10 protein-coding genes are annotated in these 15,318 nt (G+C 44.6%); 4 read left to right on the forward strand and 6 right to left on the reverse strand.

Going from position 1 to position 15,318, the window contains the following annotated elements:
• Positions 1–27: 27 nt before the first annotated feature.
• The gene (locus AC5JM2_RS06420; RefSeq protein WP_495834070.1) at positions 28–843 is read left to right on the forward strand and encodes a MinD/ParA family ATP-binding protein; all 816 of its coding nucleotides are present in this window, start codon (positions 28–30) and stop codon (positions 841–843) included.
• Between the two features lie 141 nt (positions 844–984).
• Here AC5JM2_RS06420 and AC5JM2_RS06425 read toward each other — a convergent pair whose 3' ends face one another.
• The 6 genes from AC5JM2_RS06425 to AC5JM2_RS06450 all read right to left on the reverse strand — a co-directional run bounded on the left by AC5JM2_RS06425 (position 985) and on the right by AC5JM2_RS06450 (position 13,051).
• Positions 985–2,514: a glycosyltransferase gene (locus AC5JM2_RS06425; RefSeq protein WP_495834071.1), complete on the reverse strand. Its 1,530-nt coding sequence runs from the start codon at positions 2,512–2,514 to the stop codon at positions 985–987.
• A 423-nt stretch (positions 2,515–2,937) separates the two neighbouring features.
• Complete coding sequence (locus AC5JM2_RS06430) at positions 2,938–4,437, reverse strand: S10 family peptidase (RefSeq protein ID WP_495834072.1); 1,500 nt, start codon at positions 4,435–4,437, stop codon at positions 2,938–2,940.
• A 535-nt stretch (positions 4,438–4,972) separates the two neighbouring features.
• A complete protein-coding gene (locus AC5JM2_RS06435) occupies positions 4,973–7,966 on the reverse strand; it encodes an NHLP bacteriocin export ABC transporter permease/ATPase subunit (RefSeq protein WP_495834073.1) in 2,994 nt (997 codons plus the stop codon).
• A 107-nt stretch (positions 7,967–8,073) separates the two neighbouring features.
• Positions 8,074–10,287, reverse strand: coding sequence for an NHLP family bacteriocin export ABC transporter peptidase/permease/ATPase subunit (locus tag AC5JM2_RS06440; protein WP_495834074.1), 2,214 nt, complete (start codon positions 10,285–10,287; stop codon positions 8,074–8,076).
• A gap of 168 nt (positions 10,288–10,455) precedes the next feature.
• Complete coding sequence (locus AC5JM2_RS06445) at positions 10,456–11,895, reverse strand: NHLP bacteriocin system secretion protein (RefSeq protein ID WP_495834075.1); 1,440 nt, start codon at positions 11,893–11,895, stop codon at positions 10,456–10,458.
• A gap of 58 nt (positions 11,896–11,953) precedes the next feature.
• On the reverse strand, positions 11,954–13,051 hold the full coding sequence (locus AC5JM2_RS06450; protein WP_495834076.1) for a cyclic nucleotide-binding domain-containing protein: 1,098 nt from the start codon (positions 13,049–13,051) through the stop codon (positions 11,954–11,956).
• A 600-nt stretch (positions 13,052–13,651) separates the two neighbouring features.
• On the opposite strand from AC5JM2_RS06450, the gene AC5JM2_RS06455 reads away from it, so the two are divergent.
• From AC5JM2_RS06455 to AC5JM2_RS06465, 3 genes are read left to right on the forward strand one after another with little or no spacing between them, the layout of a single operon-like run.
• Positions 13,652–14,515 carry an STAS domain-containing protein gene (locus AC5JM2_RS06455; RefSeq protein WP_495834077.1) on the forward strand — a complete coding sequence of 288 codons (864 nt, stop codon included), beginning with the start codon at positions 13,652–13,654 and terminating at the stop codon, positions 14,513–14,515.
• Between the two features lie 19 nt (positions 14,516–14,534).
• The gene (locus AC5JM2_RS06460; protein ID WP_495834078.1) at positions 14,535–14,930 is read left to right on the forward strand and encodes an STAS domain-containing protein; all 396 of its coding nucleotides are present in this window, start codon (positions 14,535–14,537) and stop codon (positions 14,928–14,930) included.
• A gap of 4 nt (positions 14,931–14,934) precedes the next feature.
• On the forward strand, positions 14,935–15,315 hold the full coding sequence (locus tag AC5JM2_RS06465) for an anti-sigma regulatory factor (RefSeq protein WP_495834079.1): 381 nt from the start codon (positions 14,935–14,937) through the stop codon (positions 15,313–15,315).
• The last annotated feature ends 3 nt before the right edge of the window (positions 15,316–15,318 follow it).

Raw genomic sequence — 15,318 nt, forward strand, 5'->3', positions numbered from 1 at the left:
TCATTTGACTGCTATTGGGAATACATTATGTCTAAAGTTGTATCCGTTCATTCATTCCGTGGTGGAACTGGCAAATCAAACGTAACTGCTAACCTAGCAACTATCATCGCTCGTTCTGGTCAACGAGTTGGCATTGTCGATACCGACATTCAATCACCTGGAATCCACGTCCTTTTTGGTCTGAATGAGGAAAAGATAGGCTATACTCTGAATGATTATCTGTGGGGACGCTGTGCCATTGAAGATGCTGCCTACGATGTCACTCCACTTCTCAAGATGAGCCACAAAAACGCTGGCATCAGAGGTAGTATTTACCTGATTCCCTCCAGTATTAAAACTGGCGAAATATCTAGGATATTGCGTGAAGGATATGACGCACGGCTACTCAACGAGGGCTTCCGCAATCTCATCCGCCGTTTTAAACTGGATTACTTATTGATTGATACTCACCCTGGTATTAATGAAGAAACCTTGCTTTCTGTGATTCTTTCTAATGTATTAGTTATTATCCTGCGTCCAGACCACCAGGACTACCAAGGTACGGCAGTCACCGTAGATGTTGCTCGCAAATTAGAGGTGCCTAAAATGCTGCTGGTTGTTAACAAGGCACTACCAACAATCAACTTTCAAGCTTTAGGGCAACAGATGCAAAGAACTTACAACACAACTGTGGCTAGCATTCTACCTGTTTGTGAAGAGATGTTTCAATTGGGTAGCAGTGATGTTTTCAGTCTGTGCTATCCGAATCATCCTTGGACACAGGGTGTGAGTGCGATTGCAAAACACATCGTTCCAAACAAAATAACAAGTTTCTTGGGCGAGAAGAGTTATCTCAGATTTTGACTTGCTTTGTTGTGAATTTACAGCACTTTTCATTTGCATGAACTACAAACTATATGCTGAGGGCACAGTTAGCTCGTGCCCTACAACCTACACCACAACTACTCTACTGTTTGGAAACTCCTTGCCAGAAAACTCCTTTGCTCAGGTGGCAGGTGCAGTCGTCAAATTTTGGTTAGACTCAAAGTAGAGACTGCTCAATTCTTCCAAGGAAACATCCGTCTGCTGTTGTGGATCAAGAAAGTAGGGATGGATTGGCAGCAGTTCAGCTTGATCGCGTGCCTGTGGTGAAGACACAATCTGCTCGAGCTGGTTCAGGTAGTTTTGAGCAGTAGTTTCCCAAGTGTACGTCTTGAGTACCCGTTGCTGGCCTGCAACAGCAAAATGCTCCCACTCATTAGAATCGCATAGCAATCGCTCTAAGCCCCGTGCAATATCAGCAGGGTCTTCTGGGTCAACAAGTACGCCATATTCTGTATCTCCCTCTCGCAGGCTCTCGCTAGGACCACCATTCTGAGTTGCGACTAATGGTAATCCCGCAGCTGCCGCTTCTAAGGGAGCCAAGCCAAAGGGTTCATAAAGCGCAGTCAATGCAAACACCGAGCGCCGTTTAGCCATAAACCGATAAGTTGCAGCCAGTGCTTCTTGTCCTTCTGACAACCCAAATGCACTAATCTTGCCCGACAAGTCGTTTTCTTCGACCACTTTCCGGATGGGCGCTAAGACCTCTTCGGTTACTTCATCGCTAGTCAACTCTCGCAGCGGATCATCCAGCCCTCCTGTCAACAGCACTAAGTTTGCTCGTTCCTGAAGTGCTTGACTCATTGCAAAGGCTTGCACCAGCCCTAATAAGTTTTTTTTAGGTTCTAATCGACTGGATGCCAGAATGGCGGGCAAATCCCGACGTGATTCTGCAATATCCCGTGCCAATCGCTCCTGAACCAGTTGGTAAATACCTTCCTCATTTTCATAACGCTCTTGAGCACCAAAGATGGAGAAATCTGCTCCCGGTGGAATCACTGCAAAGCGATTGTCGTTGTTGAAGTCCACTGCATCACGATAGACTCGGTGAGAGTACTGTTCAAAGCGTTCCTGTCGTGTACTAGTGATATTGATAGCCGAGCGATTCATGCTCAGGCGTTCCGCTATGATCCGGTATCTGAACTGGAATTGCTCGTCTATTTGCGCCAAATTCTCTGGAGTGACTTCCAGTTTGTCTATCTTTTGGGCACCGAGAGAATGACCTGTAAAGGTGAAAGGTATATTAGTTTTCTCCTCAATCAGAACGCCGCACAGTCCTCCATCAGCGTAATGGGCAGTCATAGCATCGGGTAAGCCACCTTCCTCTTGATAAAATTTCAGAATATTGGGTACCCAATCACTTACCAGATGAGGCCATAAAAACTCTTTGGGCACAAATTCTTCCGATCCTGCTGGTAACCGGATGACACGGACGTTATCGACGCCTGGATAAGTGTCAAAAGGTTCAGCAAACTCTGGCCACTGGGGGTCAACGATTTGACGCGTGAGAATATCGACTTTGTGACCCTTTTGAGCTAATGCTATAGCGACTTGCTTGACGTAGATCAACTGACCGCCAAAATCTGCATGTTCCGATATATGACTACTGCTTGAATCAAAGTTACCCTGAGGGTTAAGAAATCCAATGTGCATCGCCTACTTCCTAATACAAATTGATTTCTGCCTATCGACTTCAGCCTGAAGACAATAGCACAACAGTGTTGGCGAGCCATTTGAGATCTCCCAAGACCGAAGAGCGCAGGCAGGGAGGCTATATATAAGCGCAATCTAAAAGTCGGTCAAAGAGCTTTCATGAATTCTCTTTGGCGTAGACCTTGTTGATTCGCAAATTTTCCTAATATTTCAACTTATCACGACTCGGACTCATTTACCAAAACAAATGGGTTTAAAGCCCCGCCCTAGAAGGGCGGCTTTTATTTGTCTAGGAGTCTTTTAAGAAAGACCGCAATGTTTCTTAAAAGATGTATGATTAGAAATCGTATGAAGTATTGTAAATTTGAAGAAAACAGAGGATTAACTTTTTCAAGGAAATTCCTAATTTCTTTCAAACTCAAGTCACACTGTCGCATTCTGGTAGAAAGCTTTCATTTGAGCCAACCATGAACAGCGCGATTCATCCCAAGTGTAGAACATATGCCCACCTTGAAAATATTTCACACTCAGATTGGGGCGAATTTCTGGATTTAATTTCATCAGATCCGCCAGATGCTTTGAGGCAAAATAAGAAGTGACCAGATCGAACAATCCATGAGCGATGTACACTTGCATATAAGGGTTTAAAGCCATCCCCGCGCGCAGATCGTCCACCGACCCCAGAAAGCCCTGCTTAAACTCACCTTTAAGATCGAATTTCCAAGCTTTGAATATTTCCAAGTTTAGCAGACGGTAAGATAAGTCGGTTTCAACGCCTAATGTGTCCCGTAAGTAACTGTTGATCGCCCCCGTAAACAGGCGATCCAATCCATCAAGGGTGGGATCGCTGCCCTCATAAGTTATGCGATCAGGAAAAGGATCGATAGCCGTGATCGAAGCGTCGTACAGTCCCACAATCCGCTCTTCATCTCGCAGCAGTTCCCTCGCAAAGACTTCAATGCCAATCCTTCCTGCTTGTTTCTCAACAAGTGTCACAGGCAAGCCGATTAACCCTGCCAGCTGCTGATAGGCAATCTGGCGCTCATCGGATGTCACGGTATCTCCCATTGCCAGAAGTGGGATCAGTGTTGCGCGGGCAAATCGTTCAGCAGCGGCTATGTGAGCTTGTAAATTCCCAGGTTCCCCTGCCCATTGGACACGATTGTGATGAGCAGCAGCCGCCGCAAAGGAAGGAATCAGGGTTGCCCAAGCTGTGAGGTTGTAATCACTACCCTCCAGCAAACTGAACTCCAAAGCAGGAGAGATTAGAATCGCACCGCAAAGACCTACGCCAAATTCCTGTTGCAGTTTGCGGGCTAACCTGGCAACTCGAAAGCCGCCGTAACTCTCTCCCGCAATAAAGATAGGGGACAGCCACCGCTTATGACCAGAGAGAAATCGTTGGATGAATTCTCCCAGTGCTTTCAAGTCTCGCTCGACTTCCCAGAATTCTATCTCTTTGGGTTTATCTGCCTCCGGAGTTTTGGTTTTCTCGCTGTGTTTATCCGGCTCATCTTTGTCTTGAGGTAAACTACGGCTAAAACCTGTGCCAATTGGATCGATGAACACCAGATCCGTAAAGCTAAGCCAACTTTCGACATTGTCCACCACCCGAACTGGAGGTTTGGGCAGACTACCATTAGCTCCGAAATAAACGCGCTTCGGACCCAATGCTCCCATGTGCAGATAAGCGGAAGCTGCTCCAGGTCCACCATTGAAGACGAAAGTTAGCGGTCGTTGCGATGCTTCTTTAACATCGGCTAGATAAGCCACATGAAACATTTCGGCAACAGGTTTTTCATCCTCAAACAGGGTTTGCCATTCGGCGATCGCAGTGTAGCTGATCTGCTGCTCGCCAAGTGATAGCGTATGCTGAGTGATACTGGACTTGCGGGTTACGGGTGAGTCAGGAGTTTCAGGCATATTTTAGTCGTTCGGTAACGGGCAGTGCAAACTGGCAGTAGTGCAAAACCTTTTCTGGTAATGGTATTTTTGGCTTAAAGGTCAATACAGTTCAGTTAAGGAAATTAATCTGTTGAGGCAGGCAGGGGGGCAGAGGAGCAGAGGAGCAGAGGAGCAGAGGAGCAGAGGCGAAAGAACTAATGGTAATGGACGTTAACTCTTCATCTCCCCTGCTCCCCATCTCCCCATCTCCCCTACTGTCTCAACGAATAAATGTCTTAACTGAACCGTATTGGCTTAAAGGTAATAAAGCTTAACTCATTTTATTGTGTAACGTGAACGAGTGAGCATTTGTTGAGCCATGGGCTGAGCAAACAACCTTTGTTGATTTGCTAGCAGATCGCAAAACATATAGTTTGAAACGGCGTTGCTGAATCAAGATATGAATTTTAGGCGTTGCTGAATCAAGATATGAATTGGTTGCTGGAACCATTGATATTCCGTTCTCAATCGAGCAAAATCATCCCATAATTCAGCAACGTCCAAATTTCCGATCTCAAAGCATTTGTCGAGCCATGAGCTGAGCAAACAGCCCCTGTTGATTTGCTAATTGCTCAAAGCTGCCCTGCTGAACTACTCTACCGTCTTGGAGTACATAAATACGGTTAGCATGACGGATCGTGCTGAGTCGGTGAGCGATCGCAATTCGCGTCACCTGTAACCGCTCCAAACTTTGACTGACAATAGCCTGCGTTTTGTTATCTAGAGCACTCGTGGCTTCATCAAACAGCAAAATCCGGGGTTTCAACACCAATGCCCGAGCAATCAACAGCCGTTGTCTTTGTCCCCCAGAGAGATTGGTACCTCCTTCACTAACAACAGTGTGCATACCCATTGGCATAGCTTGAATGTCATGCGCCAACCCTGAGGCGAAGGCTGCTTCCCAAGCTTCATCCATAGTAATTAGGGCACCGCTGGCAATGTTCTCGAAAAAGGAACCTGACATCATCCGGCTATTTTGCATGACGACACCTAACTGTCGGCGTACCGCATTCACATCCAGCCCAGCTAAATCTTGTCCATCGTAGTAAATCGTGCCAGATTCTGGGAAGTCAAATCCTAATAATAACCGGAACAGAGTAGATTTGCCGCTTCCAGAAGGTCCAACAATGGCAATAAACTCTCCCGGCTCAGCTCGGATAGTCACATCATCCAGCGTCAGTGGTCCATTATCCCGGTAGCGGAAAATCACATGGTCTATAATCACTCTACCCGATAACCTGCCAGGGTCGGTCTTGCTGGAATTTAACTCTGGTGTCGCTAAAAGAATTGGCTCAGCCCGATTCCATAAAGGCAAAACTTCCAAAACTTCCACAACCGTGTTACTCAAGCTAGTTGCTCCGCCAATGAATATGCCAAAAGCAGCATTGAATGCCAAGAAAGTGCCAGTAGACAAGCCTTTCCCTGGAACTTGAGTATGAGTCAGTAAGCTAGTAGCAAACCAAAACAGAACCGCATTCGTTAAAGGTGGCATAACTTTATTGATGACAGTGACGATGTCTTCAATGCCCTGTGTACTCAGCATAAGTTTGAGTTGATGACTATACTGCCTACCCCAGTAGGCAAAAGCTCGTGCCTCACATCCAGCGACTTGGAGTTTGGCGACTCCATTGATCAGCTGCACCATAACACCAGACAGCTGTCCTTCTATCTCTAGCAAGGGGCGAACCTTTTGCAGAGTGAGAATCCCAGAGACAATGGTAACAGCAATATTTACAATAGCCACAACACAGGCGATCAAAGCCAATGAAGTATTATAGTAAAACAGCAGTCCCAAATTTAACAAAGAAAAAACGCTGGAAAAGATAGTTTTCAAAACAGCGCCACTCAGTTTCTCGCGGATTTGAGTGATGGAATTAACCCGAGAGTTGAGATCACCGATTGAGTACTGGCGAAAAAAGGATGCCCTCAGATTCAACAGCCGATCCCATACTGCCGCTTGGATAGAGGAATCTGCAAAGGTTTCCAGCCTGATTAGAGCAAACGCCTGAGTAAGTTCAAAGATACTTTCCCCAAAAGCAGCAGCCAACAAACCAAAACCGATTTGCAGCAATAATTCCCGCTTCGCATCCGGGATTGCGTTATCGATAAGAATGGCGGTTGCTGTTGGAGTGAGCATCCCCAGCAAGGTGGTACCAATTCCAGTCAACAAGATAATAATAAGTTCTCTGAGGTGACCCTGCAGCGCAAACCTAAGCATATCTAGGGTTTTGAGTTTTTTATCAGGTAAAGGGCGATAAAATACGCAGGCAGAGGGATTCAGCTTGGGGGCACTGCGGGTATTTACGGGGATATGGGTTCCCTCTACTGGATCGAAAATCTCGTAGCGGGTATCAGACACAGGTAACAAGGCGACTGGACGGTTGTCTTCCACAGTGTAGGTTAACATTGGACCAGTGTCTTTTTTCCACCACCCATCGGTTAATGTGATTTGACGTAACCGTATTCGTGAGGCACGGGCGATCGCCTCCAAAGGATCTTGAACTCGTCTAATATCTTCTGACTTAGCTGGAGGACAAATCTTAACTCCCAAAGCTCGACCCACTGCACCAACAGCAATAAGAAGGGCTTGGTCTGGGTGATCGGTTGGTGTTACCGTTGGGTAATAGACTGTTTTCCGTGGTTGCAATACAGATGAGAGTTCTTGTAATGTCTCCTCCATCGCCTGATAATTGAGACGTTCTCTTTCCTGAAATCTACGTAATTCTGCTGTTTTTTCCTGCTGTTTTAATAACTCAATGCAGTCGAGGAAATACGTTTGTAGGAGGTTCAAACTGTCTATTAAAATATCTGCATTTTTGATTGCAGAGGTGTTCACACATGATAGTTCAACTGTGTCCGCAGCCTGTAGCCACATCTGAGTATCTAAGGGCAACATACCGGATGAAGGAAACAACAGCAGTTCCTCAAACCCCATCCATTTGGCAGTTCCTTGCTGAATTTGTATCCAAGATATGCTGTTTTGCAGAGATTGGAAGATATCACCACAGCCTAAAGCAAAGTAGTTGATGCCTTCAGGCTGGACTGGGAGCTTGGGAGCGGTAATATTGGAAAGAACTGAACTGAGTTGATGAATCCAGTTCTCTATAAAAGTTATTGGTTTGCGATCACCCGCAAGGGTTTGGCTCCCTGCTGGAGCATCGCCCCAAGAAGACGGGTGCTGTGTGCTATCGTCGTTAACAATGCACTTGCTAAAGTCTTCTGTTGATACTCTGAGGAGTTCTGTCTCCTCCATCGATACTGCCAGAATTTGGTGTTTCTCATCCTGAGAACTTGGTGCTGTTGAGAACATAGCTTCTCCAGCTCCAACGCTAAATAAATAACGGCGAGAACCTTCTGTTATACCATGTTTGACATTAATAGCAAATAGCGCCAAAAAACCAGATTTTACGATCCAAACCGTCTGCGGATCATCTAGCAGTATTGGTTCATTACCTTTAAAAAGATACTGTTGTTCTTGTGGAATTTCTAACTTAATTTGTTTTAGCATCAGTTGCTTCTGTACAATTAAAAATAAAAAAAAAGTTTTTTAAATGAGATCCTTCGCTTCCTCTACGCCTTTGGCTCAGGACGCTTTGCAATTTTGAATTTTGAATTTTAAAGTGCTTCACCCTCACTACGAATCAATTGCAAGTACGCACCTTCAACTTGCTTTAATTCTTCATGGGTTCCTCGTTGAACCACCTTTCCGCGTTCGAGGACAATAATTTCATCACAATCTCGGATAGTACTTAACCGATGCGCCACGATAATGCAAGTACAACCTCGCTGACGGAGTTTACGATCAATGATTTTTTCCGTCTCTGTATCAAGAGCGCTAGTAGCTTCATCCATTACTAGAATGGCAGGATTATTTACCAAAGCGCGGGCAATTTCTAAGCGCTGTCGCTGACCTCCACTCAGATTAGTAGCACCTTCTAAAAGCTCAGTTTCATAACCTCCTGGCATTGAAAGAACAACATCGTGAATCGCTGCATCTTGACATGCCCGTACTAAATGACTATCAGGTATGGTAGTGTCCCATAGGGTCAAATTGTCTCTAATGCTGCCAGCAAACAGAAAAATATCTTGCTCCACAAAAGCAATAGAATTGACGAGCACCTGTCGTGGAATTTGTTCTTTTGGTGTACCATCGAACAAAATCTCTCCCTGCCAAAGTTCGTACAGCCCACATACCAGTTTGGTAATAGTGGACTTACCAGAACCACTTCCTCCCACCAAAGCAACTCGCTGTCCTGGTTTGAGTGAGAGATTAAAGTTTTCAATTAACGGAGGGGCAGTGCGGTTGTAGCCAAATGTAACATTCTTTAACTCAAGATGTCCCTGCAATTTGGCTAGAGGAGAATTGAAACGCACCTGCTCCTCTGGTTCTCTGCTCCTTTCCTCCAATTGCGAATTTGTTGAGTTGCGTAAGACATCATCTAAACGATTCAAATCGCCCTCTACTTCTTGAAGATCGCTTCCAAGAGTGACGAGATTATTGACAGGCTGTAAAAACTCGTGCATCAGGCTCTGCAATGCAACCAGCATTCCAATGCTTAGATACCCATCTATTACCCGCAGACCACCTAAAACCAAAAGTAGCATAGAGGAAATCGTGGAAAGAAAAGACGGCAACACCCCCAAAGTCTGATTAGCTACATCCATTTCCTGCTTAGCATTAATTGCTTTAGCGTAGTAGCCCGCCCATCGAGAGAAGAAATCTGACTCCAGACCAGATGCCTTAAGTGTTTCTATACTCTGGAGACCAGAAATGGATACTCCGGCAACTTTTCCTTCATCTTGTTGTAATTTCATATTGGCATCTACACGATGTCTTCTTACCAATTGCAAGGCAAGGAGATTTACGACGACAAAAGCTATTCCAATTGAGGTCAGTACCGCGTCATATTGCAGCATGACCACTGCATAAAAAATCACCGTTACTGCTGCAATCACCGTAGTTGCTAACTTACCCGAAAGGATATTAGCTAATTTGTCGTTGAGGTGAACGCGGTTGCTGATTTCTCCAGCAAACCGTTGATCGTAAAAACTGACGGGTAGACGCAGAATATGCCACAGGAACTGACTAGACATCCCCACAGACAGTTTTATTTTCATTTGACGCAGAGATTGCAACTGTAGCAATGTCAAAAGTCCCATTAGTCCTGCTGTCAGGAGTATTCCCAAAATTAATGGGCGCAGCCATTCCTCTCTACCTTGAATCAAAATATCATCTATAAACACCTGAGAGAATGCTGGCATCGCCAACCCAGGAATCACCAGTACGAATCCTGCCAGCACGGAGTAAGCAAGTAACCCAGCAGACCTTTGCAGACGTTGCCATAAAGCCAGGAGTGTGCTGGGTTTATGTCCCCCTTTTTTGAATTCTGAACCTGGTTCTAGAACCAGCACAACACCTGTGTACGCCTCATCGAATTCCTGTAGAGAGACAGTACGTGGTCCGCTAGCAGGATCATTGAGATAAACACGCTCTTTGCCAAATCCCTCCACCACTAGGAAATGGTTGAAGTTCCAAAATACTATGTAAGGGCATTGCAATTGAAGTAGACTTTCTAAGTCTAACTTAAAGCCTTTTGCCTTCAATCCGTAGCTTCTAGCAGCATTGAGGATATTAGAGGCTTTACTGCCGTCCCGCGAAACCCCGCAATCTTGTCGGAGTTTCGCCAGAGGTACAATTCGACCGTAATAACTTAAAATAATACCTAAAGCAGCAGCACCACATTCTACCGCCTCCATTTGTATAAGAGTGGGAGTACGACGGCGTCGTGTGCTTTTACGGATCAACAATTTTTGTATATTTAATGGCATAAGTTATTTTGCTTGTTTAAAGAATTAAAAATTAGGACTTACGCAAAAACAAAGTAGTTGTGTTATTGCGACCTAAGGAAGCAATCTCACAGTGTTGTTCTTGCGTAACTCGTGCGTAAGTTCTAAAAATCAAAAATTGCTTTTTTTGAATTTTCTATTTTGAATTGTTCAATAAATACCACTCCAAGATCTGAGAATGGGAAAGACAAACGTAATCGGGGCTTGTTCCTCTACGGTGACTCGCACAGAGGTAGTCGTTCCAGGAGACATTTTCATCTGTGGACCTTTGGAAGAAGACCACTCGTAGCCGCTGAAGGTGGAGGTGTCCGGTTGAAGTTCGGCGAGAATTTGGACGTGAGGACCTTGAGATATGAGACTTTCCACGATTTCAGGATTGCCTACCAGATTAGAAGCACCTTCTTTAGTAATCGGAAAGGGTGAGACTTTGGTAACTGTTCCCACAATGCCGCCAAAGCGTTCCCGCTTAACTGTAGAGGGTGTAATTTGCAGCTTCATATCCTTTTTAATTTTCTTGCCTTCGCTGACTGGCAAAAATGCGATACTAACTAGCTTTGCAGATGGCTGTTGTGCTTCTATAGTTCCAATGCGGGTTCCCGGACTCAAAACTTGTCCAGGAGTTGCAATGATTTCTAAAATGCGTCCGCTATACTCGCTTGTTATCTGGCTGTTATTTTTTAATTGCAGTTGGAGCTGAGCAATATTGCGCTTTACTTCCTGAATCTCATTTTTTCGGGTGATTGAAGATTGGAAATTTTGCTCAGCTACAGTTTTTTCTTTACTGTCTAATTCTTTTAACTGGGTTTTAAGATCAGCAATTTGGCTAAGATTTTCGCGGTAGGACTTTTCTGCTTGAACCTGATTGATATCTAGTTGCTTCAACTGGTCTTCAAAATCAGCGATTTTTTTGATACCATCCAAGTAAGTTTGTTGTGCTTCAAGCAATGTGTCTTCTGAAATCGCTCCTTGAATTTTAAGCTGTTTACGTCTTGCAAGTCTGTCTTTAAGAGTAGGAGTCAGAGCTTTAGCTTCTTGTATGCGTTGTTGTAGGTTTTGTCGTTGCTGCTTAATAGCGCCGATGTCTTTTTCTCTGATAATTGGACTCAAAGATTGAGCTTGCAAAAGGCGTTGCTGTAAGCTGAGGCGTTGTTGTGCGATCGCCCTCATTTCCAGTTCACTACGTTGATCTTGAAGCAAGCCAGCATTCTGATTTTGTGTTTCTAGTTCCACTAGCTTGGCATGTTGCTGCAAAAGTTGCTTTTGTAGTTCCCCTTGACCAATTGTTGCCAGCACTTGTCCTTTCTTAACGAAGTCCCCAACACGTAAATTTATTGTTTGCAATTGACCTGAGGTTGGTGACTGAAACGCTATAACCTTGCTAGGAAAAACAAGCACCCCCTGACCGGTAACCGTAATTGGGATACGACCTACAATACTCCATGCAAGCCCCGCTACTACTAATGAGCCTAGAGCAGCCAAAGGTAGCCACTTCATAGGGCTAACAACTTGCATGAGCTGATCGAGCCGTTCCGGAGAAGACGAATGCTCTAAAGCTTTTTTGCGAAATAGATTGTTCTGTGGACTAACCATATTGATACTGTCTTATAATTATTAGTTGGCTTTTATTATTAGCCATTACCCTCAGCATTCAACTACCACGAATTCTTTTCAACATCCAGTCAAATCTGGCTCCAGCCAATGCCACCTGAGCCAAAAAATCTGAACTTAGTTCATTTTCATATTTGCAGCTTTTATCTAAGGGTTGACCAGTGCTATAAATGAGCCTACCGTAACCAAGCCGAGTGACTATTGCCTGTTGTTTGTCTGCTAGCAAAACCGTAAGCACCTTATAAAAACGCGCAGCAAAATTCGTATCATGCAGTAGTTTTGCGGCAAGTCGCCATCGAGGAATTGACAACACAAGCGAGTCTTCCAGCGCTTTTACCGTAACAGAGGGTGGGCGAGCGTCTACAAAAGGCGTTTCTCCTACCATATCGCCCCGAGACAATCTAGCGAACTCACGTTCTGGAGTGTCGCTACCTTCCAAGCTTGAAAAGGCGCGAGCTAAGGGATTACGCTCATCATCAAAGGCAGAAAGTGTAATTTTTCCATCCAGTAGGATATGTAGCGCTTCCACAGGTCTTCCTGCATGGATGAGGATATCGCCAGCAGGAATTCTGTTTACATAACCTGCATTCATCAGCCAATCAATATCACTATCATGCAACTGTGCAAAAATAAATAGAATTTCTCTTAACTGAGGCTGGGCAAAGACGAGTGTGCTATGACCAAGCTGACTCACTATCCTCTCTAGTCTATCTGCAAGCAGAATCGCGCTCGCTCGATAAAGATGAGCAGCAAAACTGACATCTTGTTGTAATTTTTCCGCCAATTGCTGTTGCCCAATTGACAATATAAGCGACTTTCTAAGCGCTCTCACAGTTGTGGAAGGTAAGTAAGCGTCTAGAAAAGGAATTTCTCCTACCATCTCACCACTCGATAATCGAGTGATTTCTCGCTCTGACATTTCGCCACCTTCAAGAGCAGCAAAAGCGCGACCCAATGGATTGTTTTCAGCCTGCGAAATGGAAACTGTCAATGCTCCATCCAATAAGATATGTAATGCATTGACGGGTTGACCTTGACGTATAAGAACTGCACCAGCAGTCATTTCCTCCCTAATACCTGTCGCAAGCATCCAGTCAATATCGCTGTTACTTAGTTCTTTTAGTAAAACTTCTGTCATTGTTTAACATCCTTTTGCTCTGCAAACGGGATAGGGATTTGCACGCGTCATCATATATGCTATGAATTTGGAATAATTTTTTGTTCACAACTCAAGAAACTAAATGAAATGCACTCCTCAACAACTGTGTTTTTACTGTTTTTAGCTGTAACAATTATTTAAATAACAAAGAGAAAATTGCGATTTGCGCCGAGTGCACTATCCTTATGGGCGATGCTCCCTTTGGAACTGTATTTATCGTAGGAATTTCACAAAAGATAAACATCTGAAAAACGTCTCGAATCCCACTGACTTTTGTTGATGTCGCAAGTACATATACTTAGGAAAAAAGTTAGGAAGTCCGAAAACTGATAAAAACTGGTGCCCTTGAGCGAATAGCATTCTTGCTTGCACAAAAATTAACTACTACTCAAGAATTTTGTGCTTACCGCCAAACTTTATAATGAAATGGAAGATATTTGCCTTTAGGAACTACCTCTTTCAGCAATTACGCGGAATTTCAGCGAGCTAGTCTACCTGTAAGCCGAAATGATTGACACTTAATACATAATACATATTAATTATTGGCTAAATGCCATTCGGGTAGAAGGGGTCATTGGTATGGGCTTGAGCAATGGAAGTAAAATTCCACAAGTTATTGAGAAATACGAAGCGGATTTGTTGGCTGATTGGATGCAAGCCCTCATGGCTAACAATACCCGCAGAGGTTTGCTCAAAGAGACAGAACTACAACAGGAGTGTAAAGAATTCCTCCGTTTGTTGACAAAGGCGGTACAGCAGGGTAACTTGACTAACGTGCAATCGTCACAATGGCGGGATGTGCGAGAAATATTAACCAGTATTTGTCGAAGCCGTTCCCAAAAAGGTTTTACACCGTCGGAAACAGCTACCTTTATTTTTTCATTTAAACAACCTCTATTTACTCATTTGCGTCAGGAACACGTAGAAGACGCAAACGCCCTGGTTGAAGACACTTGGCTTGCCACCACTGTTATAGATCAGCTGGGACTGTTAACTATAGAAGGTTACCAAAAGACGCGTGAAGAAGTTATCAGTCGCCAGCAGGAAGAATTGCTGGAACTTTCAACACCCGTTGTCAAACTTTGGGATGGTATTTTAGCTTTGCCGATTATTGGAACTTTAGACAGTACGCGCACTCAGGTGATGATGGAGTCTTTGTTACAAATGATTGCGCAGACGGGTTCAGAAATTGCCATTATCGATATTACAGGAGTGCCAACAGTAGATACGCTCACAGCTCAGCATTTACTGAAGACAGTCACAGCAGCTCGGTTAATGGGTGCAGAGTGTATTATCAGTGGGATTCGCCCCCAGATTGCTCAAACGATTGTTTACCTTGGTGTAGATTTGGCAGACGTGGTGACAAAATCGACTTTAGCGGACGCTTTGCTATTGGCTCTAAAACGCCTTGGGGTGACAATCAACCGCCCACAAGCTTGCTAAGGAGTTAGGAGATTTGATTATGGAACGCATTCCCATACTCCACATGGGCGAATTCCTGATAGTGACGATTCAAGTTGATATGCACGATCACCTAGTGATGACTTTGCAAGATGAGTTGACAAACCGCATTAGTGAAACTAATGCTCGTGGGGTGCTCATCGATCTTTCGTCTTTAGAAATTGTAGATTCCTTTATTGGTAGAATCCTAGGAAACATTGCCAAAATGTCAAGGGTACTTGATGCTCAAACCGTTGTCGTTGGAATACAGCCAGCCGTCGCCATCACCCTAGTAGAACTGGGGGTTTCCTTAACAGGCATTCGTACCGCCTTAAACGTTGAAAAGGGCATGGCACTTCTGCGGAAAGCGCTGAAGGCGAGTGCAGGAGGAAGCACAGATGGATATGCACGGGTGTGAAACTATGAGTATCCAATCCTCACAAGATGTGATTTTCGTTCGCCAGAAGGTGCGACAGTTTGCTGTCAAACTGGGGTTTAGCTTGGTCGATCAGACGAAAATTGTCACAGCAGCTAGTGAGCTAGCCCGTAATACATTGGACTACGGAGGCGGTGGAACTGTTAGACTAGAAGCACTTCAATATGGGATGCGTAAAGGTCTACAGCTTGTTTTTGAGGACACAGGACCTGGAATACGAGATATTGACTTGGCACTCAAAGATGGTTACACCACTGGTAGTGGACTGGGTATGGGGCTGAGCGGTACAAAGCGACTGGTGAACGAATTTGATATTGTCTCCCGTGTTGGTGAGGGTACCCGCGTCACAATTAGAAAGTGGAAATAACTA

It is taken from the genome of Brasilonema angustatum (assembly GCF_059505445.1).

Coding starts and splice junctions, on each gene's coding strand:
- AC5JM2_RS06420 (WP_495834070.1), top strand. CDS start 28: ATGTCTAAAGTTGTATCCGTTCATTCATTCCGTGGTGGAACTGGCAAA.
- AC5JM2_RS06425 (WP_495834071.1), bottom strand. CDS start 2,514: ATGCACATTGGATTTCTTAACCCTCAGGGTAACTTTGATTCAAGCAGT.
- AC5JM2_RS06430 (WP_495834072.1), bottom strand. CDS start 4,437: ATGCCTGAAACTCCTGACTCACCCGTAACCCGCAAGTCCAGTATCACT.
- AC5JM2_RS06435 (WP_495834073.1), bottom strand. CDS start 7,966: ATGCTAAAACAAATTAAGTTAGAAATTCCACAAGAACAACAGTATCTT.
- AC5JM2_RS06440 (WP_495834074.1), bottom strand. CDS start 10,287: ATGCCATTAAATATACAAAAATTGTTGATCCGTAAAAGCACACGACGC.
- AC5JM2_RS06445 (WP_495834075.1), bottom strand. CDS start 11,895: ATGGTTAGTCCACAGAACAATCTATTTCGCAAAAAAGCTTTAGAGCAT.
- AC5JM2_RS06450 (WP_495834076.1), bottom strand. CDS start 13,051: ATGACAGAAGTTTTACTAAAAGAACTAAGTAACAGCGATATTGACTGG.
- AC5JM2_RS06455 (WP_495834077.1), top strand. CDS start 13,652: ATGGGCTTGAGCAATGGAAGTAAAATTCCACAAGTTATTGAGAAATAC.
- AC5JM2_RS06460 (WP_495834078.1), top strand. CDS start 14,535: ATGGAACGCATTCCCATACTCCACATGGGCGAATTCCTGATAGTGACG.
- AC5JM2_RS06465 (WP_495834079.1), top strand. CDS start 14,935: ATGAGTATCCAATCCTCACAAGATGTGATTTTCGTTCGCCAGAAGGTG.